The 22,906-nt window shown below is 55.1% G+C and carries 27 protein-coding genes; 10 read left to right on the top strand and 17 right to left on the bottom strand.

Going from position 1 to position 22,906, the window contains the following annotated elements; all coding sequences use genetic code 11:
• The first annotated feature begins 388 nt into the window (after window positions 1-388).
• The 3 genes from SD425_RS28550 to SD425_RS28560 all read left to right on the top strand — a co-directional run bounded on the left by SD425_RS28550 (window position 389) and on the right by SD425_RS28560 (window position 2,043).
• On the top strand, window positions 389-868 hold the full coding sequence (locus SD425_RS28550; protein WP_324680528.1) for a GNAT family N-acetyltransferase: 480 nt from the start codon (window positions 389-391) through the stop codon (window positions 866-868).
• Window positions 869-1,107: 239 nt separating this feature from the next.
• Window positions 1,108-1,452, top strand: a complete 345-nt coding sequence (locus SD425_RS28555; RefSeq protein WP_324680531.1) for a hypothetical protein — start codon at window positions 1,108-1,110, stop codon at window positions 1,450-1,452.
• Between the two features lie 123 nt (window positions 1,453-1,575).
• Window positions 1,576-2,043, top strand: a complete 468-nt coding sequence (locus SD425_RS28560) for a hypothetical protein (protein ID WP_324680533.1) — start codon at window positions 1,576-1,578, stop codon at window positions 2,041-2,043.
• 276 nt (window positions 2,044-2,319) lie between these two features.
• Here SD425_RS28560 and SD425_RS28565 read toward each other — a convergent pair whose 3' ends face one another.
• The 5 genes from SD425_RS28565 to SD425_RS28585 form a co-directional block, all read right to left on the bottom strand.
• On the bottom strand, window positions 2,320-2,937 hold the full coding sequence (locus SD425_RS28565) for a hypothetical protein (RefSeq protein WP_324680535.1): 618 nt from the start codon (window positions 2,935-2,937) through the stop codon (window positions 2,320-2,322).
• Window positions 2,938-3,184: 247 nt separating this feature from the next.
• Window positions 3,185-3,718 carry a DUF4199 family protein gene (locus SD425_RS28570; protein ID WP_324680537.1) on the bottom strand — a complete coding sequence of 178 codons (534 nt, stop codon included), beginning with the start codon at window positions 3,716-3,718 and terminating at the stop codon, window positions 3,185-3,187.
• A 97-nt stretch (window positions 3,719-3,815) separates the two neighbouring features.
• Window positions 3,816-5,351: a hypothetical protein gene (locus SD425_RS28575; RefSeq protein ID WP_324680539.1), complete on the bottom strand. Its 1,536-nt coding sequence runs from the start codon at window positions 5,349-5,351 to the stop codon at window positions 3,816-3,818.
• 114 nt (window positions 5,352-5,465) lie between these two features.
• On the bottom strand, window positions 5,466-6,029 hold the full coding sequence (locus SD425_RS28580) for a Crp/Fnr family transcriptional regulator (protein WP_324680541.1): 564 nt from the start codon (window positions 6,027-6,029) through the stop codon (window positions 5,466-5,468).
• Window positions 6,030-6,168: 139 nt separating this feature from the next.
• A complete protein-coding gene (locus SD425_RS28585; protein WP_324680543.1) occupies window positions 6,169-6,348 on the bottom strand; it encodes a hypothetical protein in 180 nt (59 codons plus the stop codon).
• Between the two features lie 366 nt (window positions 6,349-6,714).
• On the opposite strand from SD425_RS28585, the gene SD425_RS28590 reads away from it, so the two are divergent.
• Complete coding sequence (locus tag SD425_RS28590) at window positions 6,715-6,969, top strand: hypothetical protein (RefSeq protein WP_324680545.1); 255 nt, start codon at window positions 6,715-6,717, stop codon at window positions 6,967-6,969.
• Here SD425_RS28590 and SD425_RS28595 read toward each other — a convergent pair.
• From SD425_RS28595 to SD425_RS28635, 10 genes are all read right to left on the bottom strand, one after another.
• Complete coding sequence (locus SD425_RS28595) at window positions 6,952-7,377, bottom strand: response regulator (protein ID WP_324680547.1); 426 nt, start codon at window positions 7,375-7,377, stop codon at window positions 6,952-6,954. The genes SD425_RS28590 and SD425_RS28595 overlap by 18 nt on opposite strands.
• A gap of 35 nt (window positions 7,378-7,412) precedes the next feature.
• Window positions 7,413-9,917 carry a PAS domain-containing protein gene (locus tag SD425_RS28600; RefSeq protein ID WP_324680549.1) on the bottom strand — a complete coding sequence of 835 codons (2,505 nt, stop codon included), beginning with the start codon at window positions 9,915-9,917 and terminating at the stop codon, window positions 7,413-7,415.
• 129 nt (window positions 9,918-10,046) lie between these two features.
• Complete coding sequence (locus SD425_RS28605; protein WP_324680551.1) at window positions 10,047-10,454, bottom strand: hypothetical protein; 408 nt, start codon at window positions 10,452-10,454, stop codon at window positions 10,047-10,049.
• A gap of 294 nt (window positions 10,455-10,748) precedes the next feature.
• Window positions 10,749-11,738: an IS110 family transposase gene (locus tag SD425_RS28610; protein WP_324680347.1), complete on the bottom strand. Its 990-nt coding sequence runs from the start codon at window positions 11,736-11,738 to the stop codon at window positions 10,749-10,751.
• 387 nt (window positions 11,739-12,125) lie between these two features.
• Window positions 12,126-13,061 (bottom strand): alpha/beta hydrolase, encoded by a 936-nt coding sequence (locus SD425_RS28615; RefSeq protein ID WP_324680553.1) that lies wholly within the window; start codon window positions 13,059-13,061, stop codon window positions 12,126-12,128.
• A 239-nt stretch (window positions 13,062-13,300) separates the two neighbouring features.
• A complete protein-coding gene (locus SD425_RS28620) occupies window positions 13,301-13,435 on the bottom strand; it encodes a hypothetical protein (RefSeq protein WP_324680555.1) in 135 nt (44 codons plus the stop codon).
• Between the two features lie 76 nt (window positions 13,436-13,511).
• The gene (locus SD425_RS30115) at window positions 13,512-13,724 is read right to left on the bottom strand and encodes a hypothetical protein (RefSeq protein ID WP_416381052.1); all 213 of its coding nucleotides are present in this window, start codon (window positions 13,722-13,724) and stop codon (window positions 13,512-13,514) included.
• A complete protein-coding gene (locus tag SD425_RS28625; RefSeq protein ID WP_324680557.1) occupies window positions 13,621-14,157 on the bottom strand; it encodes a hypothetical protein in 537 nt (178 codons plus the stop codon). The genes SD425_RS30115 and SD425_RS28625 overlap by 104 nt, the downstream gene beginning before the upstream one ends.
• A gap of 220 nt (window positions 14,158-14,377) precedes the next feature.
• Window positions 14,378-15,070, bottom strand: coding sequence for a LytTR family DNA-binding domain-containing protein (locus SD425_RS28630; protein ID WP_324680559.1), 693 nt, complete (start codon window positions 15,068-15,070; stop codon window positions 14,378-14,380).
• 42 nt (window positions 15,071-15,112) lie between these two features.
• Window positions 15,113-16,681: a sensor histidine kinase gene (locus tag SD425_RS28635; protein ID WP_324680561.1), complete on the bottom strand. Its 1,569-nt coding sequence runs from the start codon at window positions 16,679-16,681 to the stop codon at window positions 15,113-15,115.
• Between the two features lie 6 nt (window positions 16,682-16,687).
• Here SD425_RS28635 and SD425_RS28640 point away from each other — a divergent pair, with 6 nt between their 5' ends.
• The 4 genes from SD425_RS28640 to SD425_RS28655 all read left to right on the top strand — a co-directional run bounded on the left by SD425_RS28640 (window position 16,688) and on the right by SD425_RS28655 (window position 20,329).
• Window positions 16,688-16,864 (top strand): hypothetical protein, encoded by a 177-nt coding sequence (locus SD425_RS28640; protein ID WP_324680289.1) that lies wholly within the window; start codon window positions 16,688-16,690, stop codon window positions 16,862-16,864.
• Window positions 16,865-17,355: 491 nt separating this feature from the next.
• A complete protein-coding gene (locus tag SD425_RS28645; protein WP_324680291.1) occupies window positions 17,356-18,297 on the top strand; it encodes an alpha/beta fold hydrolase in 942 nt (313 codons plus the stop codon).
• A 679-nt stretch (window positions 18,298-18,976) separates the two neighbouring features.
• Entirely contained in the window at window positions 18,977-19,399 is a 423-nt protein-coding gene (locus SD425_RS28650) for a DUF4279 domain-containing protein (RefSeq protein ID WP_324680293.1), read from the top strand.
• A gap of 165 nt (window positions 19,400-19,564) precedes the next feature.
• Window positions 19,565-20,329: an ATP-grasp domain-containing protein gene (locus tag SD425_RS28655; protein ID WP_324680295.1), complete on the top strand. Its 765-nt coding sequence runs from the start codon at window positions 19,565-19,567 to the stop codon at window positions 20,327-20,329.
• Between the two features lie 64 nt (window positions 20,330-20,393).
• On the opposite strand, the gene SD425_RS28660 is transcribed toward SD425_RS28655, so the two are convergent.
• The gene (locus SD425_RS28660; protein ID WP_324680297.1) at window positions 20,394-20,825 is read right to left on the bottom strand and encodes a hypothetical protein; all 432 of its coding nucleotides are present in this window, start codon (window positions 20,823-20,825) and stop codon (window positions 20,394-20,396) included.
• A 66-nt stretch (window positions 20,826-20,891) separates the two neighbouring features.
• Window positions 20,892-21,425, bottom strand: a complete 534-nt coding sequence (locus SD425_RS28665; protein ID WP_324680299.1) for a hypothetical protein — start codon at window positions 21,423-21,425, stop codon at window positions 20,892-20,894.
• Window positions 21,426-21,559: 134 nt separating this feature from the next.
• Between SD425_RS28665 and SD425_RS28670 the strand changes: the two genes are divergently transcribed.
• Window positions 21,560-21,931 carry a hypothetical protein gene (locus SD425_RS28670; RefSeq protein ID WP_324680302.1) on the top strand — a complete coding sequence of 124 codons (372 nt, stop codon included), beginning with the start codon at window positions 21,560-21,562 and terminating at the stop codon, window positions 21,929-21,931.
• A gap of 244 nt (window positions 21,932-22,175) precedes the next feature.
• Entirely contained in the window at window positions 22,176-22,685 is a 510-nt protein-coding gene (locus tag SD425_RS28675; protein ID WP_324680305.1) for a hypothetical protein, read from the top strand.
• Window positions 22,686-22,906: the final 221 nt, after the last annotated feature.

The following is a 22,906-nucleotide window of genomic DNA, read 5'->3' on the forward strand; positions in this document are numbered from 1 at the left end:
TAGAGGGTGCTTGATCCACCCACTTTCCTGAAGCCCGGTTGTTCCACCAGCCGGGGCTTCGTCTTTTCAGACGTTGCGTTGGCGGGAGACTACCGTGCGAACAGAGGCGAAGATACGCGGGTTTTAAAGTCCTGAGCGGGTTTTAGAGAAGAAAAGGAGCTGCTGTAAGGGGGGCAGAGATAGCTCGGTCAGTCCAGTTGCTGAGAAGTATGTTTTGGGTGAGAAAGTATTTTTACGGTCACTATGCCTCCAAGTGGCGGCCAGATATAGCATTTCTGGTATAGGATAGCTGCTCCAAGCTGCCCGCTGATACAACATGGATGGGTTGATCGTAGTAATTCTTCTACTTGGTCATCAGATCAAACAGCACGACAACTGAATGAGCATCATGCAGACAGAACAGGTAGCACTGCGGCCGACGGAGCAAGCGGACCTAACCATTTTGTTTCACGTTCAACAGGACCCCGAGGCGATGTACCAAGCCGCCTTTACGCCCAAAGATCATACGGATCAAGCCGCCTACGTGGCCAAGTTCACCCGGTTTCTGCTGGACCCGACGATCCACACGCACACCATTTTGGTGGGGGAAACCATCGTCGGTAGTATGGCCAAGTATAAAGTGGCGGGCCAAGCGGAAATTACCTATTGGCTTGACCGCTCCTGCTGGGGAAAGGGCATTGCCACGACCGCCTTGACTACCTTTCTGACCCTGGAAAAGACCAGACCTATTTTTGGGCGGGTTGCCTTTGACAATGTCGGCTCACAGAGGGTGCTAGAAAAAGGTGGGTTTACAAGAGTCGGCACGGACAAAGGGTTTGCCCACGCGCGTCAAACGGAGGTAGAAGAGTTTATCTACAAACTACTCTAACGACAACTCATGCCAGAATCAGAAAGATGAAGCAAGCCACAGAATACGGCTAACCACCAGGATACAGGGCAAACCTAACGCGGACGAGTCGAGCCTTCCGCTGCCTGAAGTGAACTTAACCCCGTACGCATCGCTTGACCTAAGTACCCAAGGACGAGTGACTTTGAAAGCAGCGTTTCGCTGCGTCAGGTGAACGGATCGGTGGAACCACCCGCTACTTTATAACGGCTTACCCTGTGATGATGACAAACTCCTCCTTGCAAAGCCTAGGCTTTGTTCCGACGACCAAAGAACGGAATAAGGCTCAGCCAACGTTTGACCAAGCCTGGCGCTACCGCCACGAACACCAAGCCCAAGATGGGACGTTGCTGTTCATTGAACACCCTTTTGGTATCAGTGTCTGCCGCCTTAGCGAAGTGGAAGCGCCCTTAGATATGCGCGACGTCGTCGCAACGGTGCCTTTACTGGATCAATCAGGTCTAGAAACCGCTGTGAAGGCATTTTTTACCGCGCATGGGGGACGAGGTGCTCTCGTTGCGCAGGTCGGTTCGCATCCATTCCGTCCCTACCGCCTCCCCTTGTAGTAGTGATTAGCAAAGGAGCTAGAATATACCTGCTGAGTTATTCATAGCAAGTAAGCCACAGACCCAGAAAGCCCCTCGTACTAGAGGGGCTCTCTTGTTCTCGGACTCCGCGTATCTTCCCGTATGAAATGGATATATGCCGTGCTCATAGCGGGCTTGGTGGGGTGCAACCGCTCCTCGGAGGAGAATGTAAAAGCAGAAGTCGGCGACTTCATGCGTGAGCAACTAGCTGATCCGACCAGCTACCAACCCCTCAGCTACACGTATCGGGCGTACACCCGCGTCGATTCTCTAACGCGTCATCAAGCAGCCCTGGAGCAACTCCGCGACGCCAAACTCGATAGCGGGCTGGCCATCTCCGCGCAGCACGAGGTAAGTGACCAAGAAATTATGGTTGAGCAAGCACGCTTTAGTCGAGAGGCAGCGGCGCTAACCGAGCAAATGGTACAGCTGGCCGGCTTCGGTGACACGACCCGCATCGCCACCCGGGTAGAGCATGCGTTTCGGGCGAAAAACCAGGCGGGGACGCCGATAAAAAGCAAGGAATCCCTGCTGGTCTATCCCAACGGAGTGGTCCAAGTACTAGAGTAGTGCCGGTGCCCGTTTCGTCGCAATCGCAAAGTCGGCATGCAGGAAACAGCAGAAGCCTACTATAAGGTCTTTGTAGATGGGTAGGTGGGGTATGTGTCGAAAGCGCTACTGGCTAGTCGTCGGTAAGAGCCTATTGCGTTGGAGTAAGAAAGCCCGACCATGGGGCTAGGCTTTCTTGTGTAAGGTTGCCTAGCTGACTACTCTTGCCTTAGCGTCTCTTCACGTCTGGTATAGAAGTAAACAGCCACCTAGCCATGCTTTCTCTTATCAGGTTCGCTATTTGCGGGCAACGGTATAGCGGGTTTTGACTCGCTCGTAGAGCCAGCCCGTGAATTGGCTCGCAGATTGAAAGGCCTGTACTTCGTTGGGGCTGCCTAGCTGCACAATGGTCCTGTGCGCAAAAGACAAACGGGCAGTGGGGTCGGCCGGGATGGTGAAACAACGGACCAATTGCTTAATGCCGGTTGTGAACTCTGGTAAGGGAATCGAATAGGGGACAAACGGCTGACCTGGGTGATAGGCATAGATCTCATGTTTCAGCGTGACCTGGTTGTGGAGGATGGGTAGTTCTCCGCTGCTGCCATTGATCAGCTCTAGCGCACCCTGGTGTTTTTGCAGAAACAACACCAGGCGTTGGCCTTTGGCTGCTTTGGCGTAGCGCACATCGCACGTCCACTCTTCAAACTGTTGAACGGTCAGGGTTGAGCGGCCGCTGCCTTTCACGTAGTCGGTTACGTGAAATTGGTAGGTGCTGTCTTGCACGGAGACAATCTCCCCGCTAACAATGTAATCCGCTTGTAAAGCAATGACCTCAAGCGGCAGGATCATTTTCTTTGCCGACGCAAGCGTAGCAACGGCTAACAACAGCGTGAGAAAAAGGATCTTTGTAGTCATGCTATCGGACTAGTTATCAGAGGACGTAAGGGATGATAAGATAGCAAAAAGCCCGGCCATGTGGTCGGGCTTTTTAGTGTACTAGGTAATTCACGGATGCTTACTGACCCATATCTGTGATCTCTATGCGTCCTTGTTCATCATAGCGGATGACGAGCAGAGAAGCTGTAGAAGCAAGAAAGCCCCTCCTGATACAAACCAAACCACACAGTAACCGATTGTATTGTACTGCTCAGGTAATGCACAATTACCCAGCTTGAGTCTTTACGGATTGATTACGCAGAAAAAGTAATGTCAGCAGAGCTATTAAGGCTGGCAGAACGAACGCCGAAACCCACCAACCGGCGAACATGCCGGCTGGTCGTGCGTGGGTTGCTTGCAGCCGGGCCAACTCCGTGGTGATGTTCTGAGCACTCCGGCCAGCTGCCATCAGCTCAGTCCGCTTCAACGCTAACACCGCGGAAAACCACTCTGGATTGAGGCGCGTGTGATAGGCATACAGATATGGGCGGTAGAGCAGTTCTGCCACGTGGCCTATCCCCACGCTGACCGCTATGCGTTGCCCCGCACCCAAGTAGCCCTGCCGCCGCTTGTGTTGGCGAATAGCGGCACTCATGAACCCGATGGGTAAGAGTACGACTACAATGTCTAGGTACTGCCCAGTTGCCAAGTAGCGGGTATCAAGCTGGGTAAGCCACATCAGGGTGGTGTAGAGGCATAGGGCCAACCCTAGCAAAAGGCCGTAACGCAGAATGTTTTTTAGTAATCGAGAGATGTTCATCTGATAATGGAGGAGAGAAAACAAGCACTAACAAGGTCAGCAACCGTTCCCCTACGAAGCACTTCTTCGTCGCCCAAGCGCTTCGTAGGGGATACGATCAGTCACTTGAACGGCGTTCTTTATAAGCAGGCAGCGAAGAACGGTGGCAGGAAAACAGCCAATGCCTGCTCCCGGCTAGCAGGAAAAAGCCCCCCAGGCAAAGCCAGGCGAAGAAGTCACCCCAGGCGTGGTAGGGAGTCCACACCGGCTGTACCGGCACGGTGGCCAGCAATGCCTGCACGGTCGGCGAGAGGTGCTGCTGGCTGTTGCGGGTTTCGCCGTAGGCGGTCGTCAGACTGCTGGTGCCGTGGCTGGTGATGCGAAACAGCGCGAAGCCATTCTCCACGGCCCGCGTTGCGGCCATACGCGCGTGCAGCTCACCAATGCCAGGCCAGTCGGCGGCCGGTGCAAACACGATATTTGCCATACCAGCGTGCCGAATGATACTAGGATAGTCGAAGTCCGCGCAGATTGCCCCAGTATACCGAATGCGATCTATTTGGAACAGCGTCGGAGGCTGCTGGGCGGCCAAGGCGGGCTCCATTCCATCAACGGGCTTGTTCTTAGCGTAGTCGTAGAGCACTTGTCCTTGGGGCGAGAAGATTGTGAGGTGGTTCGTACCGGGCTGGGCGGGGAAGCGTTCGTCCACCAGAAAGTAGGTCACGCCTAGATACAGCTTCTCGGCCGCCGCGAACCGAGCATTGCGGGCTGCAAAGGCGGCGTAATCGGGCCAGTAAACGACTAGGGCAGCCTCTTGCCAGATGACCCACCGGGGGTGGTAGCGCCGGACCCAGTGTTGGGTTTGGGTTAGATAATAGCGATGCGCTGCCACCGCCTTTTGCCGAATCTGCCTGCGGTCGTGGCGTAGCGTTAAAGACGGGCTCCCTACCAATTGTTGAAACCAGGGCCACGAGCGAGCATCCTGAAACGTGAGACCCAACACCCGCACGCTGGCCCGCACCGGGGCTTGCTGTTGTAGGCGCAGCCAGCCCAGGGTGAAACACACGACGAGGAGCCCCGCCGCTAGCCTGAGCGGCCGGCCGGCCCGTTGGCCCACCCGCCAGTACCCAAGGGCTTCGAACAATAGACTAGCCGTGGCATAGAGCAGAAATGTCAGCCCATAGATGCCCGTGCAGGCTGTCAGTTGCCGCAAGTAGAGGTTCTGCTGCGAGTAGCCTACTGAGCCCCAGGTGCCGTTAGGGCCCAGTGCCAGTACGTACTCAACACTGACGGCTCCCAGTGGCAAGAGCAGCCAACGGCCGGCAGGAGCTACCCGCTGCATCAGCGTTCGAGTGAGTAAAAACGGCAGCAGGTAGGTGGCGGCAAAGACGAGGTTGGTCACGTGAAAGCTAGTGCCTTCTAAGATGTTGACCGTATGCTGTGTACTGTACACCAGCGTGAGCCCCAGCAGGCCCACCCCGTAGCCCACCAGAGGACGGGTATGGTGAAAGAAAAGGAGCCACAGCAGGGGGACCACCCAGGCAACTAGTGCCCAGTCGGGGTGCTCGCCCGACACGTATTCTAGTACGCCCAAGGGTAGTACGATCAAGGGCCAGGCGGACCAGCGTTCCTTGGCTAAACGGAGAGAGAGCATAGGGCAAAGGTGCGCTCCCGGCACTAATCGCTACTTGATTACAATCAAAAAATGCGCGGGGGCCTTTTTCGCACTGATTCGCTAATGCCCCTACGACGAATAGATATTGCTTGGTTAGCCTTTGGCGCGCACTCGGCTGAGCGTTTCGGGAGTGATGCCTAAATAGGAAGCAATCATACCCAGCGGCAACCGCCCTAGAATCGGTTGGTAGTACGTGCAGAAGTGCTGGTACTTCTCTGCTGGCGAGGTAAAGCGGAGTGAATTCAGACGCTCGGATTGCTGGATAAACTGCGCGCTCATGATCATGCGTCCGAAGCGTTCCATTTCGTGAAACTGGTCAAAGAGATGGAGCAAGTCCTCCAGCGACCAGGAATACGCCTCGGTAGGCTCGATAGCGGCAATGGCATAAGCGTCCGGCACCCCCCGCATAAAGCTGTACGCGGAGGTCATCCACTCGTTTTCGGCGGCAAAGCCATCCGTTACGATCTTGCCGTCCTTGTTGAAATAGATGCGCACGAGTCCCCGCTGAATCCAGTAGGTGCGCCGGCAGACCGTGTCAGCTTTGTGCAGCAGTTCTTGCTTGCGAAAGTGGTGCGACTGTGTGCGCTGGCGTAACGTGGCGGCTAGTTCCGCAGAGAGGGGAACAAACTGAGCAATATGGTCCAGCAAGGCCTGCATACGCTTGTCAAGATAGGCACTCGTGCAGGATTTGTGGTGCCGTAACAAGTAAGAACATCGTCACGCTGCTGAGGAATACACGCGCGCTCCTCGTCGATGCGCCAACCTGTCAAAGGCCAAGGTAGCAGAAGTAGAAAGCTTAAGCGGTTTGATCAAACATGTTGATGAACTGCTGCATGGCTTGTAAGCCTGTTTGACAGACATCTGTTAAGTTGTACTCCAAATTGTTGAAGGAGAGTACAATTACTTTTTGCGTCTCTTCGGCGGCTATAAAACAACCATCCTCATAAAGTAAAAAAGTCCCATCTTCTGCCAGCATTGCGCTAGCGTGATGGCTGTCAGCTCGATACGGCAACCAGTACCTCCGATTTCGGCTCGCAACGACTTCCTTTCCACGTTTCTTGCCCTTCTCCCGCGAGCGAACCCGCTGCCACGTCCTCAGCACGCCATAAGCCACCGCATGCGTCCGTGATTTGGTCAGCGTTAGCTGGTCCCACACCCGGCTACCGGCTCTCTGCAGTGGCCAGCGGGAGCACCGGGCTCACCGGCATGCTGTAGCCGTTGCAGCCGAGAGAACGTGTACGCGCGGATGTAGCCCGTCGCTGGGATGCGGGACGCTGTGGTTTAAGCCTGTGGGCTAAGCGATTGATGCACAAACTTCTAGGAGATTTTTTTATCTTCGGGCATGCATGCTGCGCTGGGCGATGTCTTGTTTGCCTTTGTAGAGAAGGACCACTTGTGGTTGAGTCCCACCTACCACCTGCAAAAAGCGTGGTGGTCCGTGGCGCTTGACCGAAAGCGGTTGCTGCATCAAGGAGCACTGGAATACGGGCAAGCCTTATGCGCGGCCTACTTGCAAGCGCATCCCCAGGAAGCACACCGCGTGGGCCAGGGCCAAATTCTGAGTGTGCTGCTGCGGGCTCTAGATACGCTTGGGTAACGACGAGGCGAAATGCTGCTGCAGAACGTGCTCGATTTGCTGCTGCGTCAACGGCTTGCTCAAGTATTCAGCCACGGGCAACGCCTGGATACGCTGCTGGTCGCGGGGACTCACCGAGGTCGTCAGCATGACTATCACCACCGCCCGCTGTTCGGCGGCCGGCAACTGCTGGTAGGCTTCCATAAACTGAATGCCGTTCATCACCGGCATATTGATATCCAGGAAGACCAGTACCGGGCAGTCGGCTGGTTGCTCCCGGCAGTGCTCCCGTACCTCGTACAGAGCCTCTTGTCCATTCAGGGCCACGCGGATCGTGTCCGTCACGCCCAGGCGTTGCAGGAGCTTTTTGTTGAGGAAGTTGGTGGTGGGGTCGTCATCGACCAGCAGCACGCAGGGAATTATAGCCATCAACACTATACGACAAGCAACGGTAATGGGCGGGGTTAGCGCCGAAAATAAACCTGAAACGTAGAGCCCAGCCCGAGCTGGCTGCTCACCTCAATATGGCCCCCCGCGTTTTCCACGATGCGCTTGACCATATACAAGCCCACGCCCGTGCCCTCCACGTGCGTGTGCAAGCGCTGGAACATGGCAAACAGCTGCTCCTGGCCCTGCGTCAAATCCAGTCCTAGGCCGTTGTCCTGCACTTCCAACACGACATACTGGTCGGTGAGAAAACTGCGCAACTGCACCGCGGGCTCTCGGTCGGGGTGATAGTACTTGAAGGCGTTGCTCAAGAGGTTGTAGACCACCGAGCGCAGGTTCTTTTCGGCAAACGTCACGGTCAGGCCTTCGGGGATGGTCACCGTCAGCTGGCCCTGGGTGTGGGCCAGCAGCGGGCTCAGGTCCAGGCGCACAGCCTCCACCACGGGGGCTAGGGCCACCACGTCAGCAGCAGAATTGTACTCCTTTTGCAGGCGCGAGAGGTCAGTGAGGTGGTTGATGGTGCGCCGGAAGCGCTCCGTAGCGTCCTGCATCAGCGTTAGCATTAGGAGCACGTCGCCGGTGCGAGCGGCAGCGGGCAGCTCGTGCTCCAGGGCCAGTAGCAGGCCCTCGATGTTGGTGATGGGGGCCTTCAAATCATGCGAGGCCGCGTAGATGAACGTGTCCAGGTCCACGTTGGTGCGCGTGAGCTGGGTATTGCTCTCGTACAGCTCCTCGTTGGTGGCCGTCAGTTCTTCGTTGATGGCGGCTAGCTCCTCGTTTAAGTCCTGCACCTGCTGGCGAGCCCGTACTTGGTCGGTCACTTCAATGCCCACACAGACAATTTCGTGCACCTGGCCCTGCGCATCGAGCAGCGGTTGATAGACGAAGGTGAAATAGCCCAGCTCCTGCGGGGGGCGGTTGCGGAAGTAAACGGGCACGTCCGTAAATGTGCGGGCCTGTCCGCTCTGCCAGACGTCGCGCAGCAGCTCGCCAAAGCCCTGCTGCATGAACTCGGGGAAGGCGTCGGCGTAGGGCAGCCCCAGCAGCTGCTCGCGGGTTTTGTGAAAGAGCCGCGCGGCCTGCGCATTGATGACCTCCAGGACGAAGGTCGGGCCGGTGGCCACGAACACGGGCAGCGGGGCTTGTTCAAAGACGAGGTTCACCAGCTGCTGCTGGGCTTCGCGCTCCCGGCGGGCCAGCACCTGCTCGGCCGCATTGTAGGCGAAGGTGGAGATGCCCACGATCGCGCCGTGTTCGCGGTAGGGCTGGTAGGTAAAGGTGAAATACATCTGCCGAGGCGGCCCCTGGGGCTGCGCGATCAGCAGCGGCAACTCGGTGCCCTCGTAGGGTTCGCCGGTCTGGTAGACGCGGTCGAGCAGGGCCACGACGCCGCTGTCCACCGTTTCGGGCAAGGCCTCGGCCACGGGCTGGCCCAGGAGCAGGCGGCCGGGAAAGAAGTCGCGGTAGGCTTGGTTGGCATACGCGTAGCGGTGCTCCGGGCCGCGCTGGATGCAGATGGCGGCCGGCGTTTGCTCGAACACCTGGTAAAACGCTTCGCGCTCGGCCACCTGGCGCTGGACCGCCGCCAGCACATCCGCTTGCAAAGCCAGGGCAGTTTCGGTGCGCTCGGCCACGCGGGTTTCCAACTCCTGGTTGAGTGTCTGCATGCGCTGGCGAGCCAGCACTTGTTCGGTTACTTCGATACCGACCGAAAGCGCGCCGGTGATGCGGCCGTCGGCCGCCCGCATTGGCACAAAAGCCAAGTTCCAGTAAAGCGTATCGAGCCGCCCAGCCCGCGCGTGCGTACCGGCCCGCTCCTGCACCAGCACGGGCTGCCCGGTCGTGTAGACGCTGGCGAGCACCTGCTCAAAGCCGTGGCCCGCCAGCTCCGGCAGGGCCTCAAACAAGGGCTTGCCCAGCAGCTCGTCGGCCGAGCGGTTCAGCAACTGGCACGAGATGGGGTTGGCCAGCTCAATGCGGTGCTCTGGCCCTTCGTACACGGCAATGGCAACCGGGGCCAGCTCAAACACGCGCGTCAGCTCGCTCCGTTGCCGCTCGACCTCGGCCCGTGCGGCTTGCTCGCGGGCCTGGCTCTGGCGCAAGGCCTCCTCGACGGCCGTGCGCGGCTGCTCGCTGGTGTCGGAGAAGCTCACCAGCAGGAGCTCGCCGCTCCGCTGAGCCGAGAGCAGAAAGTAATTATCCAGGCCGTCAAAAGAATAGTTGGCCTGGTACTGCCCGGGCTGGCCGGAGAGGAACGTGTCGCGGTAAAAAGCAAAGATGCCCGTAGCGACCGCGTGTGGATACAGCGACAGAAATGTCTGCGTAGGATAAGCCGGCAGACCAAGCATGCGTTGCGCCGCGGGGTTTAGCTGTGCGTACGCCCAGTCGACGAGTTCACTGTCCTCGCCGGCTGCGTACACCGGCCGAAACAGAATAACACCCGTGAGGGAGACGTGCAACAGGGTCTGCAGCAGCGCATGACTGGCGGCGAGGTCAGCCGGTAATACGGCGGGTGGCGGCATAGATAGGGGAAAACGAAGACGACCCAAGGTACGCGCTTCCGGGTGGCGACCGCTATGGTCTTCGGTGAATAATCTTCGCTCTCAACGTCAGCAGCCCCTTATTCTGCACTCCCTGTGACCAACGCAACGCTAGGGACAAATAAAATGGGTATTGCGCAGCCACTCATAGGCCGTAGCACCCTCATCGAAGGAGGCAATAAACGGCTTGTACGAGTGCTCCACAAAAGCAGTGATAGTATCGGTGGTCTGCCAGTCCCGGGCATTGATCCAAGCGATCACGCAGATGCCTAGGTCCGCGAGACGGGGTAAGTAGTTGGTGCTGACCCATTCGCTGATTTCATTCCAGCCATCAATGGCTTGGCTACTATCACACAGCAGTTTCGTAACCGAAATTTCGCCTACGTGCTGCGAAATAACGGCACAGGCCGCCAGCGACGCCTCGCTATCCTGCAAACCCGTCCACTGGGCCAAGAGCCAGTGATTGTCGGTATCGTGGTATAGAGAAAAAACCGGGCACCGAAATAAGAGTAACATCATCTCTTGTTTACTGCAAATGAGGCGGTGGTAGTTACACGGAAAGATTACGCGATTTTTACGGACTGCTCCGCTAATCGCGGCGAGTAATACGGCCAAGCACGATAACAACCCGTCACACCTTACTAGGGAAGTGGCCTTTCTCAAGCGCTGCAACGAGAATTGACTGCCGAAGCAGCTGGGCCTTAGGCGCACAGCAGCGGGCTAGCTCGGCGGTGAATGATGCGTGCTTGTACATCAAGGTCACAGGCCACTAGTCTATGGCTTGTCTTGTCCTAAAATGAACTGTGTTAAAAGTCAAGGATTCGGGACAAGTTTTGAGGTAAAGTCGGCTTGGTAAGGCACACCCGATTTAACGATGGCGAAGGCTTGCTTGAGCAGCTTGTTGCAGACGGCAATCAAGGCCACTTTGCCATTCTTGCCTTTCCCGACGAGTCGCTCATATAAGGCCTGACAGGCTGTATTCCGTTTCTTGGCCGCGAAGCTGCACATGAAGAGTTTGCCGCGGATTAAGGCCCCACCCATCTTGGTGATGCGCACCTTTCCCCGTACACTGGTGCCTGAACTGTGCTCACGGGGGGAGAGACCTGCTTTGGCAATCAATTGGCGGTAGTTGTCCAAACGAGCAAAGCCGCCGGCAAACAAGAGCAACAAGCCGGCTGTCTTGCGCCCAATCCCGGGAATGGAGCACAAGAGGCTCATCTCGTGGGCATAGCGCTGCTCTAGCAGCCGGAGTAACTCGGTTTCAATGTCACGCAGCTGCTGTGCAAGTTGCTGGCAAGTCTGTTGCAGGCGCTTCAAGGCTAATTTACTCACCACGGGTTGCTGCTGCAAGGCTTCCAAGGAGTTAGTCACCATGGTTTTCTGCTTAAGCAGTTGCTCGCTGACTTGTTCGAGCTGGCGGCATTCGACCAAAACGGTTTCGTCGGGCTGCCACAGTTTGACAGCCTGCTGCTGGCCGTAGCGCAACAGCCACTGGGCATCCTTGCGGTCGCTCTTGCCCTTGCCAAGATGCATTTGAATAAAGCGTTTGATAACTAATGGGTTGAGCACCGCCACCTGTCCTTTCTGCTCGTGCAGATAATAGGCCAAGGTTAGGTAGTAGCTGCCGGTGGCCTCCATGATGAACAAGCAGTCAGATCCACAGGCTTTCACTAACTGCTGAAAGCCTGCCTTGGTGTTGCTGACCTCCAAGTACTGCACCTGCTGGTCGCGTTGATAACAGACGGCGAGCGAGGCTTTGCTCACATCAATGCCGACGACGGGGAAAAGTGATGGCAGATTCATACCAAGCAGCCTGAAAGGTGAATAGAAAGGAGAAAAGGAGTTCTAGGGGATCTTTCGCTATCCTAATACAGGCTCGTGCGCCTCCTGGAACTGTTCAAAGTGGCCCTAGAAGAAGAAGGGGATTGTCATTTTAGACGAGCTAGCAACGCCGCTCCATAGGTTGAGGAATCTTACGCCTTCTCCTTCCTTTTCAATAGTCTCCCTACGGCGGCTAGGTGAACATAGGATAGGTTGACGCCTTCCAACGCGGACTATAGTCTGGAGCTGATGCTAGAAAAGTTGTCAGCGAACTGCACTTGTTGCGCAACCCCGCTAGCTAGGAAGAACGGCTGGCCGAGTTTCCTTAACGTTGTTTTACGTTTCTACTCTAGGGAGACTCTTACTTTGTCATCTTTTTCTGTAGCTAAGAAAATTTTCAACAATCAGTTTCGCCACTAGTTCCGGGTTTTGATAATATATACCATGGCTGTATTTTGGCAGCAAAATAATTTTGCTATTATCATTGTCCTTTATTAAGTCGGAATAGTGTTGGATTCTTAAATTATCATACTCCTTCCACCAAGGTTTGAAATTAATTCCCAAGCTAAGCTTTTTGTTCATTTCTTCATCGGGTGCTTCAATCGGCTTGTTGTACGAAATAATCACTGTTACAGCAATTTTATCTTTTAGTCGGGGTAAGTTGCTATACTCATAGAAGTAACCCGATGCATTTGCTTTCAAAGCTCTTAGTGCATCATTCCTTGTGCCTGGGCCAAAATCTTTATTTTCTGCCATCATTTTTATAAGTATAGTGGAGAGTTGTTGGTACCCCGTAGCACTTTGAGAGTTCATTCTCGCTTTTTCGTTCTCCTCTGATGATAGCATGAAGTCAGTTGGGTCCGAGAAAACAAGGCCAGAAACATCCTCTGGAAATTCGGCCGCAAATAATCTTATATAAGGCCCGCCTATAGAATGCCCAACTAATAGATAGGGCGGTTTTATATGTAACGTTAGCAGTAACGTATGGAGTCGTTTTATAAGTTGGGAATCAGAAATGATTCCAGAATCCGGTTCGGACTGTCCAATTCCGGGCCTATCATACTGAACGCTCGCAATATTTGCTGGAAGAAACGGAAGAATTGGGTCGAATATTCCACCTCCTAATCCTGACTCGAAAACAACAATGGGGTCACCGTTTTTTCTGCCTTGAATATTAAACATTTTATAACCTATTTTCTTCCCGTCAACAACAACCGATTTACTATGATTCTGCTGAGCATGAGTTGAAAGATTACAAGCAAGAAAAAACAAAATGCCCGAAATAATTTCGTTTATATTTTTCATGTCCCTGGCAAAAGAGGTTGGTGGAAAAGGTTGCACACAGCGTTGACGTGTTTAGAAAGTTGTGATAATGGGAAAATGCTAGGTTCAATTAACCACAAGGCAAAGGAGTTTAGGAGGCAGAAACCTCTCGGAGCTGCCCCCAGTTCGTTGGACCGCAACGAGGGCACCTGCGGCCAGCGCTGGCGCGGAACGCGTTACGCCACCGGTTGAGCTGGTCAAGGTCACCCGCTCTTAGTTGGCTACGGATGACCGACCGGGTTCCTACTTTTCGCAATCAGCTGCCGGCAAAATTCTAGCTCCCCATCGTGGTCGCTCAAGTACTGATAGCCGAGGCTATTGACAAGCTGCTCATCGGGTACGATAACGTAGCCCATCTGCTGAGTATAGTTGGAGGGGCATGCTGGGTAGCAAGCGCATCTATACCGGGCGGTCGTAAGGGCTGCGCAGTACCTACAAGAAAGACTTATGAGAAAAGCGCGTGCGGCCCACGGTCGCCTCGGCGGCGCAGAGTGTGCGTTCTTGATCCAACCAAAAGCTTGGGTCGATAGCGAGGTACGCACTAAAGACATCCGCTTGGGTGACGAGCAGTTGCACAACGGCTAGCCCACCGAGCGAGGGCCCGCTCACGACCCGGTAGGAGGTCGTGGGGTAGAGCGAGTCGATACGGGGTACCAATTCCGTTTGGAGAAACTGGCCAGACAGTTCGCCACCGCCGCAGACGCTTGCCGTCCCCGGATCTACAAAGGGAGGCGTGGGGGCTACGCGCGTGGGCGTCAGGTCCCGACCGACCACGGTTCGTATTCAGGATGCCCACCACGATCAGGCGCGGCCAGCGGCCCGCCAGTTGTTCGGTGACGGCGACGGTGCTGGCGAAGTAGTTTTCGCCATCTAGCACATACAGCACCGGGAAACGCGCCTGTGGGTTGGTGGTAGCAGGTACGTGTACCCAGATGGAACGCTGTTCATGTGGCACCTGCGAGTACAGGTCGCGCCGCTGGCCCGAACAAGACGATGTAGAGGGCTGGGCCAAACCAGGAACGACCAGCAACCAGCAGGAGAGTACCAGTATGGTGGAAAGAAAGACCTTCTTGTTCATGGTACATAGCAGGTTGTAAAGTGATAGGTAGTAGCCAGTATGGGGCACCACTGCTCGCTCGCTCCGGGCGTAGCTTGCTGCTTAGTTCCCCCCGGTATTAGTAGCTGACAAAAGCCAGGCGCGTTGCCGAGGCCACGCTGTACAGTGCACGCCAGCGGGCACGAACAGGTAAGGCCAACGGCTGCGTTAGTAAGCCAGAACTCCCCCGGCAGGAAGTAGCCTAGCCCGTGATATGCGCGAGCTGCTCGGCAAAGCCAGGCCCAATCGGCAAGGCTACATGGTGAACCCAAACTGTGGTGCGGTCCAGTTTGGTGATGTGGTTTTTGGCCACAAAGTAGGAGCGGTGAATGCGAACGAACGCGTGAGCCGGGAGCAATTGCGCTACCTCCTGCATGGTCAGGCGCGTGAGTACTTTCTGGCCGGTGGTGATGAATTGCACGTAGTTGCCCTGGCTTTCCACGTACAGAATATCCTGCAGCAGCACGCGAATTTGTTCGTAGCCGCTTTTCAAGAACAGGGCCGTGGAAGCGCTCAGCCGGCTGGGCCCTTGGTGGCGTACCGTGTACTGGTCGTACGCTTTGTGGCAGGCCAGTAGGAAGCGGGCGGCGGAGAAGGGTTTGAGCAAGTAGTCGACCGCGTTTAGTTCATAACTCTGCACGGCATGTTCGCTGTAGGCCGTCGTGAATACCACCAGCGGGGGGCTGGCAATCGAGCGCAGCCACTCCAGGCCCGACATATCGGGCATGTTGATGTCCAGAAAAACCAGGTCAACCGGGTGGTGACGCACGTACTCGGAAGCAGCAAAACAATCCGTGAAGTAGGCCGTTACGTCCAACACACTCACTTTCTGCGCCAGCAGTTGGATAACTTCCAGCGCTACGGGTTCGTCGTCAAGGGCAATGGCACGCATCATGCGGATAAAAGAGATTGGTGGAAGCGAAAGACGTTGTTAGCATCACTCGTGGGTAAACAGCGGCACTACCAAGTGTACGACAAAGTCGGTTCCCTCTTCTTGGCAGCTAAGCTGATAGCGGCCGCCGTAGAGCAGGCGCAGGCGTTCGGTCACGTTTTGCAGTCCGATGCCCATACCCGGCTTTTCCAGGTCGTTTTGCGCCCGCACGTGCCGGCTGTTGCGCACCGTAAAGCGGAGGGATTCCTGCTCACACGTCAGCTGAATATGTACCCACGAGGGTTCCCTGGGGCTGACACCATGTTTAAAGGCATTTTCCACGAACGGCAGCAGCAGCATGGGGGCAATTTGGTACGGGCGAGACGGCGGCTGCATAGTCGTCTCAATGCATAGCGTAGGCGAGGGCGGGGTCCGCAGCTTTTGCAAGGCGATGTAATTCTCCAGGTAGCCAATCTCCCGGTCAAGGGAAATGAAGTCCTGCGTGTTTTCCTCCAGCATGAAGCGCATCATGTCGCCTAGCCGTTGCACCCCTTCGGCGGTGGCTTCGGCCCGCTCCTTCAGGGCCGTGCCGTACAGCGTGTTCAAGGCGTTGAACAAGAAGTGCGGATTGATTTGGGACCGTAATCGGTGTAGCTCCACCGCCGAGTGCACCAATTGCTGCTCGACGCCGCGTAACTGCAACAAGGTATCCTGCCGTTGCTGGTACAAAAACCACGAAATCGGGAGGGTCACGACTACTTGTATCGTCCAGCCACCAAGCAGTACGAGGAGAAAATTTTCATGAAAGACGAATCGAGTCAGCAGCAGCGCAAAGGGGAAGGTCCAGAGAAAGGAAAGGGCGAAGAGGCGTAGCAGAAAGGCTGGCGCCTCCTGTCGAGTTGTTGGCGTTGCACTTGGCAGCAGCCAGTAGGTGGTGCTCAGGTATAGCCCGGCCATGGGAGGAATGATGAAGAGATACACCAGCAAGGACTCCTCACTAACCAGATTAAACGCCCCTAGCAACCGACCCAAGCACACATACACCGTGACCAGCGCGGTTATTTGGTTAGTCACTACTACCCGGTAGGTGCGGCGTGGACCGGGTTGTTCCACCCAGTGGAGGACCGCTTCCCGTACGCCTACATACAGCCCAAAGCCTAGCAGCAGCCCCAGTGCTCGGTCCAGACCGGTAAAGACATCAAGTAAAGGCTGCTCATGGTAGCCAAACAGGCTTAGCAGGCGGAAGCTCAGACCATAACTAATGTAATGCGGATGCGCATAATACGTGGCTACATTGGCCACCAGTGCCATAAAGAAAGCTACCAGAGCCAGTTGAAAAATAGTCCAGACGAGCGAGCGAAGTGCCGTAATGGTCAGCCCCTGCGACGTCCAGCGTGCTCGTACCGTTAGGAAACTATAGTTGGCCCAGCGGTAGCCCACGTACAAGGCCAGCACCACGGCTAGCTGGGGCCCCAGCAAATTGAAGTACTGGTTGAACGGTTGTCGATGCTCGCTAAAAGCAGCAGCCAAGCGGCTGATTTCCGGCGTATGCACGTACCAGCAGTAGCCGGCACTGGTGATTCCTGTCAGCAGAGTGACAAGCAGCCGTTCATGGTCTCGCCATTTCGTACCCATTGTTCTTTGTTCTTTTTAGCCAAGAGTACGGTACCAATCCGGCCCGTGCTGGCAAATGTGACGAAAGGCTATGCAGCGGGGATGAATAATGGCTTTGTGATGAATTCACTCCAACGCATGATTTGTGCGCGGCGTGAAGTGGCCGTAGGAAAGCAGCAGGCGCTGGCCGTAGCCTTCGCCTAGAGGTCGCCCGTAAATTGGCTGCACATCCATCTGCAAGGGGAGTTCGACTTCTTAGAGGAGGGGCTCACAGGCACTTGGCCGTTCGCCCTAAACAGGCTGCTCGCAGCGGAGGAGAAACGCCGACCATGTAATAGTTAACCCAAATTTTTCCTAAGACTAAGGGTAGTGGTTGAATAGGTACCTATTGTGATAGAATGCCCCTGGTTTCGCTAAATATACTGTTCAGCGAAACCAGGGAAAAACTGCCAACTTATTCCCGGCAAGACAGTCTTCCGTTCCTCCTCTAGGGCGCCCCCCGTAAAGGAGTCCGAGCAGGGCCGCGAAAGCGACGGGGCAGCCGCTGGTCCTAGAAAAGCAGTCGGTTCCACGGGCGGCTTTCGTCCCTGCCGGGCCGTTCTGCGTTATAGGGGAGCCGGGCACCGCCGTTTCGCCGGGCCGGTGGATACCGCCCGGCGGCTACTTTCTTGTTTCCCTTCCCCTACTGCTGTTTTATGAACCTGCACTTTGTTCGCCGCGGCACCGGCCGCCCTCTGTTACTAGTACACGGCATCGGCGGCAGCTGGCGGTCCTGGAACACTATCCTCGACGTGCTGGCCGCCGAGCGCGACGTGCTGGCCGTGGACTTACCCGGCCACGGCGCAACCCCCCAGCTGGCCGGCGAAAACTCGATCGCCACCTTGGCCGACGCCGTGACGGGCTTTCTCACCCAGCACGAGCTGCTGGGCATTGATGCCGTGGGCAGCTCCATGGGCGCGCGCCTAGTGCTGGAGCTGGCCCGGCGCGGCGGGGTGCTCGGCGCGGTGGTCGCCCTGGACCCGGGCGGCTTCTGGCAGGGCTGGCAGATTCCCTTTTTCTACCATTCGGTGGACCTGTCGGTCAAGCTCGTCAAAGCCCTGCAACCGGTGATGCCCGCCCTGGCTGGTTCGGCGCTGGGACGCACGGTGCTGCTGCCCCAGTTTTCGGCCCGGCCCTGGGCCGTGGAGGCGCAGCTGGCCCGCGACGAGATGCACTCCTTCGCCCACTCGCCCGCCTTCGCTGAACTGCTCGACCAGCTGGCGCACGGCCCCGTGCAGCAGCCCGCCCCCCAGGGCAGCATCCCCGCGCCCCTGGTCATCGGCTGGGGCCGGCAGGACCGGGTGTGTTGGCCGAGTCAGTCCAAACTGGCGCTGGCCAAATTCCCCGATGCGCGCCTGTATTGGTTTGCGCACTGTGGCCACTTCCCGCAGTGGGATCAGCCCGCCGAAGCCGCCCGCCTGATTCTGGCCGTGACCAGTCGCCAGCCCTTCCCCGAGGCGTCCCTTGCCCGGGCCAAACCAGCCAAGGCCGCGCCCGCTTGGCCCACAGTGGCCGTTGCGGGGGCCGCCTTGGCGCTGGTGGCGGGTAGCCTCTGGCGGCGGTCGGCGCGTCGAAACGGTAGGCAGCAGGACCGCTAGTCAGCGGCGCCACGGCGTGGAGTAGCTGGCAAGGACGGGCGGGAAAAGCCCCCGCCTAGGAGCAGGACCGGGGCTTTCGGTTGCCCTGGGGGAGTCGCTTCGCGGTGCTGGGCGCCGCGTCCCTGCGGCAGTCTACCCAGGCGCGGTTGCGCTTGTCCTGGCCGGTGCTGAACAGACCGTGCGGCGCCCCCTCGTCGGTGGGGTTCTTCTTGCGAAAGGATACTGTTGGCGAATTCGTTTGGGGGCAAGATAGGTCAAACGAAGTGCCGTTAGCCCAGACCCGTCAGGCTGTTTTCGAGCGATTAATGTCTCTCACAAGGGCTTAAAGATGAATTCGCCAACAGTATCCGAAAGGGTAGATTTACACGCGAAGCCCTGCTGATCAGAAAGGCAGCCCCAAAAGCCGGCGTAAAGCGGGCGATTCTCAGCAATTCAGCGGGTTTGCCAAGCTTAGAACTAGGGTAAGCAAGCCTGATTTATAATAGGGTATAATTTAGACAGGTGGGTGCTTAGCGTGTAAGGCCAACCATTTGCAACCAGAAGCTCTTACCTAGTTAAGCGCAATGGCGTTTTACAAGCTACAGATGGTCGTTGCTAGTACGTAAAAGGATATGTAACCTTAATTTATCTATGTGATTAGCTGCTATAAACCACACATTTAGCTGATAAACAATCAACGATGAGCAAGTCTAGTTCTTATGTTTATTTTGCCTTTAGAGGCGACTTCAACCCTATTGAGCTAACCGTACGCTTAGGCATCGAGCCCACCACTACGTGGAAGCGAGGGGAAGGCCGTTACCCTTCGCAACGGAAATCTGCTTGCTGGCAATTGGAAACAGCCAGAGGGAAAGAGCCTGTTCTGATTGATAAGCTAGTTGCAGAAGTGATTGCGAAGCTCGAAGACAAAGCCGAGCTTATCCTGCAGTTAAAACAGGAATTCCGCCTCGACTCAGTTTTAGAAATTGTCTTGTTTGTCGATATGAACGAAGAGGCATCGCCCCCCGCTTTAGGGCACGACGTACGCACGATCAACTTTCTCGCTCGGACGCAGACGCGGACGGATGTCGACCTCTACCGCTATGATTCGCGGGCTGATGAGTAGCTTAAGTACGGAAAAGTACCATACTGAGCGTAACGGCTAAGTGCCTTCAAAATTACACTGATTCCAAGATTCGGGGTATAAGCAACGTTATATAAATCAACTTATTTTAGGAACCAGTAAGCGGAGCAACAAAGCTGAATCTGGTTTTCGTCTATTTTTATCAGTATGCTCAACCTCCTATTCCCAAGCTTACCCTATCAACGCGTGCTCGATCCGATGTGGCAGCCGGAAGCCCAGCAAGCCCAGCAGCGCGGCTACTCGGTGTGCCTCTATGATGCCGAGCAGCAACGGCTTTATCAGACCTCGAATCCGGCATGGCCCACCCTGTACCGTGGGTGGATGCTCTGTGAGCGAGAGTATCGCCAACTTGCTCAGTTAACGCCCCTGTTCATCTCGCCGGAGTTGTACCTGGCATCCCATCACGCCACGGGCTGGTATGCCGCGATTGCGCCGTTCACCCCAGCGAGTGTGTTTGCGCCGGTCCACCGAGCAGCCCTCTTGGTCGAACAAGCCTTGCAAACCCAAGGTCGTTGCTTTATCAAGACCCTGACCAAATCGTTTGGCGCAGAGTCCGTGATTTCTTCGGTGCCTGCTTTTACTGCGCTCGTGCAGCGGCATGCCTTAGCGGCCGATGAAGTGCTGTTCATTCGCTCCTATCAGGAACTCTCCACCCAGCCAGAAGAGCGCTATTTTGCCATTCAGGGGCAGCCTTATGGCGCTGCGGGGAAACGCTTTCCGGTGGAATTGCAACCCGTGCTAGCCCAGTTGCAATCCCGGTGGTTATACACACTGGATGTGGCCTATACCATTTCGGGCACGCCGCTGATCATCGAAGTTGGTGATGGCCAAGTTTCGGATACAAAGGAGTGGCCCGTGGCAGAGTTGTATCAAACTGTGCTGCAACAGTTAGCTGAGCAGGCCGCTTCGTAGTTGAGCCATATTGAATAAAACGTCTACTTATGAGACATTTAAAATTAGCTTCTTGCACCAGCTGCTAAGTTGGGAGGGCTTGTTTGAGGATGCGCTTGGGTAGCCGGGTGTTTTCCTTCCACAGCAAGATCGTGTAGCAGTCTTCGCCTTCTAGCCCAAACTCATCGATGGAATTCAGGTTCTGGTAGCACAACCACACGCCATACAGGCCCGCAGCTAGGGGAATACGTCGACGGTCTGCTAAGGCGTCGATAACGCCGTAAAGAACTGCGGTGTTCGAGTGCATAGTAAGGCCGCACTCGACTACATGATCGTACTGCTCTAACGCGAGCGCAGGCTTCTCCTCGTAGAGGAGCACCGATACCGGTACAGTATGGTCGCGCACGGTCGTTAAGACCAGCGTGTGCTCACTCGTATAATTCAGCGTATCGAGTTGCTCCTCATTCCACTCAATTTCCTCTACCATATGCGCCACGGCCGCATCTTGAAAGGTCACTTGAAAGTAGGCAGCTAAAAGGGTGAAGTTGAATTCCTGCATCAGCGGATCTTGACTTATAGAACGTCATTTGGTGCCTCTGAGCTTTGTGTACTGCTGTTTTAGTGCCTTACTAGCCACGTGTTTCAACGGGGCATCGGGCAGATGCAGGCAATGCAGCAAAAAGGGCTTTACGAGTACAGGATCCCACCCCGCACAAGCCGCTGCTAGCCCGTAGCGGGGATCCGTACGAGAGCGTAGATCAAGCCCCTGCCCGAAATGAAAAAAGGTATTAATGATTCTTTCCTGCTCCTCACTAGTGGGTACCATGCGGTCATAGCCCAACACTTCTAGAAGTGCTTCTTTGACCGCGTACTTTTCAGTCGTCGCTACTTCAAACAGCGGCCTACAGTCTACTAGATGCGCTCGTTTGATGCGAAAATACGCTCGAACAACAGGAACGAGTATTCCTGCATCTTCTTCCGTATCGATAATATGGCGTAAGCTGCCTAGAATGCTTTCCTCTCTATTGACGGTTACCTCATCCAGCACTTTTGATAGCTTATTATAGTGTTTCAGAAGCCACGCTTTCAAGAGGATTGCATTGCTATCATGCGTCATCTAGTGAATAGGGTAACTTAGTGTAAAAAGGTAGACAAAATAGAGAAATTGCTTCTGAAAGAAATAGCCACACAGAGGAGCCGCTTGCTAGCCTTTTGTCTAACTAGAAGTTCATTCAGAAAAGCAGCTCCTTTATGGCTTTTTATCTTTCGTCCCTAGAAGTGCTTGCGCGTCTCCACCGCGGCAAGCAGGTCGAACAATGGCTATCCTATCACCAAGAGGCTGCTTATGGGGTCATTCGGTGGCTATCGCTCTACCGAGATAAGGCGCATACCTACACAGTGCTCTACGTCGAATCATTTGATGACGGAGACGAGCACGACCACAATGTACACGAGTTCAGCACCGTAGATCCGGACGAGTTTGGAGTAGCGCATTCCTTCCACTCGGCGGAAGAAGCGGTGGCTTACGCTTGCACTTACGATGGGGCTTCAGCTGATAAGTTTGTCACTGCCGGCATGATCAATGAAGAATATGCTCAGCAGCAAAAGAGTAGGCAACAGTAGCCATCGCTGTAAAACCGGCTTTTAGGATCTACGACAAGCCGGCCTATTAAACATAACATTTAGTGGCTGTTGCAAAAGTCGACACTTACCTATACGGGCTTCTGAAGCCGACTTTTTTTCGCTGTCCAGTCGCCAGAAAGTGGCTGTCTACGTAGGGTGTTTTGCTTCCTGCCTGACTTTTGCAACAGCCACATTTACTTATACGACAGGTATATTTTCCTCTCTATTGGTTCTTTATCCAGTCATGGAGCCATTTTTTTCGCAAGCATTGCTGCAGCAGCCCATTCGCGATATCTATCTTATCTATTTCGAGGAAGAACCGAAAAAAGATAGCTCTTCTCCCTGTCAGCTAATCATTGCTTTTCAGGAGGATAATCACTTGTTGGTTGTGGAAGACGCCTATGACGGAGACCACATCGATATTCGGTTATCGCCTTCTTTACAACTGGAAAGCTTGCTGACTGAAGCAACAGAATCTACCGTATGGAAGCCTTATAAGACAGTGCCAACCGATGCTATTGGTGTCTTACTAACCGGTCAAATTACGCAACTACTTTATGCTAAGGATAAGTCAGAATTTATAATGAACGGCAACCTACTACAAGGCAGCCAGCGCTTTTATACGGGCTTAAAGCTCAACTGCGGGCAGAACTGCCTAACCGTTTTCAATAACGGGGTGGGGCTTTTTGTTGGCGTTAACTCGCCGTTGATGCCTCCTTTTGAAGCTACCTATACTTGGTTTGCAATAGGCTAGTTATGCTATTATTTTAAGTTTTACTCATTCTTCAGTATCACGTATGAAAATGTGTTTTAGTCATTAACATATTGTTTGTTATACCCGCGTTCTTGGAATAATAATAATTTTATCTCTACTGCGCTTATCCTTCGATGGTGGTATTTTGGCGCTATTCATGCGCTGCAAACCACCATATATTCCCTGCACACGCTAATGAAGGATTGTTACCGCTCATTTCT

Origin of the sequence: Hymenobacter sp. GOD-10R (assembly GCF_035609205.1) — a bacterium.
Lineage (GTDB): Bacteria > Bacteroidota > Bacteroidia > Cytophagales > Hymenobacteraceae > Hymenobacter.

Bases quoted from the DNA above. Each gene is read 5' to 3' on its own strand.
- SD425_RS28565 (WP_324680535.1), bottom strand. From the start codon at position 2,937: ATGACTACAAAGATCCTTTTTCTCACGCTGTTGTTAGCCGTTGCTACG.
- SD425_RS28550 (WP_324680528.1), top strand. From the start codon at position 389: ATGCAGACAGAACAGGTAGCACTGCGGCCGACGGAGCAAGCGGACCTA.
- SD425_RS28570 (WP_324680537.1), bottom strand. From the start codon at position 3,718: ATGAACATCTCTCGATTACTAAAAAACATTCTGCGTTACGGCCTTTTG.
- SD425_RS28610 (WP_324680347.1), bottom strand. From the start codon at position 11,738: ATGAATCTGCCATCACTTTTCCCCGTCGTCGGCATTGATGTGAGCAAA.
- SD425_RS28560 (WP_324680533.1), top strand. From the start codon at position 1,576: ATGAAATGGATATATGCCGTGCTCATAGCGGGCTTGGTGGGGTGCAAC.
- SD425_RS28655 (WP_324680295.1), top strand. From the start codon at position 19,565: ATGCTCAACCTCCTATTCCCAAGCTTACCCTATCAACGCGTGCTCGAT.
- SD425_RS28620 (WP_324680555.1), bottom strand. From the start codon at position 13,435: ATGGGCTACGTTATCGTACCCGATGAGCAGCTTGTCAATAGCCTCGGC.
- SD425_RS28595 (WP_324680547.1), bottom strand. From the start codon at position 7,377: ATGGCTATAATTCCCTGCGTGCTGCTGGTCGATGACGACCCCACCACC.
- SD425_RS28590 (WP_324680545.1), top strand. From the start codon at position 6,715: ATGCATGCTGCGCTGGGCGATGTCTTGTTTGCCTTTGTAGAGAAGGAC.
- SD425_RS28585 (WP_324680543.1), bottom strand. From the start codon at position 6,348: ATGCTGGCAGAAGATGGGACTTTTTTACTTTATGAGGATGGTTGTTTT.
- SD425_RS28625 (WP_324680557.1), bottom strand. From the start codon at position 14,157: ATGAACAAGAAGGTCTTTCTTTCCACCATACTGGTACTCTCCTGCTGG.
- SD425_RS28635 (WP_324680561.1), bottom strand. From the start codon at position 16,681: ATGGGTACGAAATGGCGAGACCATGAACGGCTGCTTGTCACTCTGCTG.
- SD425_RS28605 (WP_324680551.1), bottom strand. From the start codon at position 10,454: ATGATGTTACTCTTATTTCGGTGCCCGGTTTTTTCTCTATACCACGAT.
- SD425_RS28645 (WP_324680291.1), top strand. From the start codon at position 17,356: ATGAACCTGCACTTTGTTCGCCGCGGCACCGGCCGCCCTCTGTTACTA.
- SD425_RS28575 (WP_324680539.1), bottom strand. From the start codon at position 5,351: ATGCTCTCTCTCCGTTTAGCCAAGGAACGCTGGTCCGCCTGGCCCTTG.
- SD425_RS28615 (WP_324680553.1), bottom strand. From the start codon at position 13,061: ATGAAAAATATAAACGAAATTATTTCGGGCATTTTGTTTTTTCTTGCT.
- SD425_RS28630 (WP_324680559.1), bottom strand. From the start codon at position 15,070: ATGATGCGTGCCATTGCCCTTGACGACGAACCCGTAGCGCTGGAAGTT.
- SD425_RS28555 (WP_324680531.1), top strand. From the start codon at position 1,108: ATGATGACAAACTCCTCCTTGCAAAGCCTAGGCTTTGTTCCGACGACC.
- SD425_RS28675 (WP_324680305.1), top strand. From the start codon at position 22,176: ATGGAGCCATTTTTTTCGCAAGCATTGCTGCAGCAGCCCATTCGCGAT.
- SD425_RS28580 (WP_324680541.1), bottom strand. From the start codon at position 6,029: ATGCAGGCCTTGCTGGACCATATTGCTCAGTTTGTTCCCCTCTCTGCG.
- SD425_RS28600 (WP_324680549.1), bottom strand. From the start codon at position 9,917: ATGCCGCCACCCGCCGTATTACCGGCTGACCTCGCCGCCAGTCATGCG.
- SD425_RS28670 (WP_324680302.1), top strand. From the start codon at position 21,560: ATGGCTTTTTATCTTTCGTCCCTAGAAGTGCTTGCGCGTCTCCACCGC.
- SD425_RS28650 (WP_324680293.1), top strand. From the start codon at position 18,977: ATGAGCAAGTCTAGTTCTTATGTTTATTTTGCCTTTAGAGGCGACTTC.
- SD425_RS28665 (WP_324680299.1), bottom strand. From the start codon at position 21,425: ATGACGCATGATAGCAATGCAATCCTCTTGAAAGCGTGGCTTCTGAAA.